The organism is Bacillus cereus (assembly GCF_007678085.1).
Taxonomy (GTDB): domain Bacteria; phylum Bacillota; class Bacilli; order Bacillales; family Bacillaceae_G; genus Bacillus_A; species Bacillus_A cereus_BE.
In genome coordinates, this window is the sequence record NZ_VEDW01000042.1 from 1 (window position 1) to 252 (window position 252).

Below are 252 nucleotides of genomic sequence, written 5' to 3' on the forward strand. Positions count from 1 at the left end.
TCGGTAGCTCAGTCGGTAGAGCAGAGGACTGAAAATCCTCGTGTCGGCGGTTCGATTCCGTCCCGAGCCACCATTTTGAAGTCGCAAGCCGACTTAGCTCAATTGGTAGAGCAACTGACTTGTAATCAGTAGGTTGGGGGTTCAAGTCCTCTAGTCGGCACCACTTTCAAAATGAGCCATTAGCTCAGTTGGTAGAGCATCTGACTTTTAATCAGAGGGTCGAAGGTTCGAATCCTTCATGGCTCACCATTT

Annotated in this window: 2 tRNA genes; both read left to right on the top strand. The window is 49.2% G+C overall.

What is annotated here, in order from left to right:
• Nucleotides 1–87: 87 nt before the first annotated feature.
• A tRNA-Thr gene (locus FS742_RS27265) sits at nucleotides 88–163 on the top strand.
• Between the two features lie 10 nt (nucleotides 164–173).
• Nucleotides 174–249, top strand: a tRNA-Lys gene (locus tag FS742_RS27270).
• Nucleotides 250–252 lie beyond the last annotated feature (3 nt).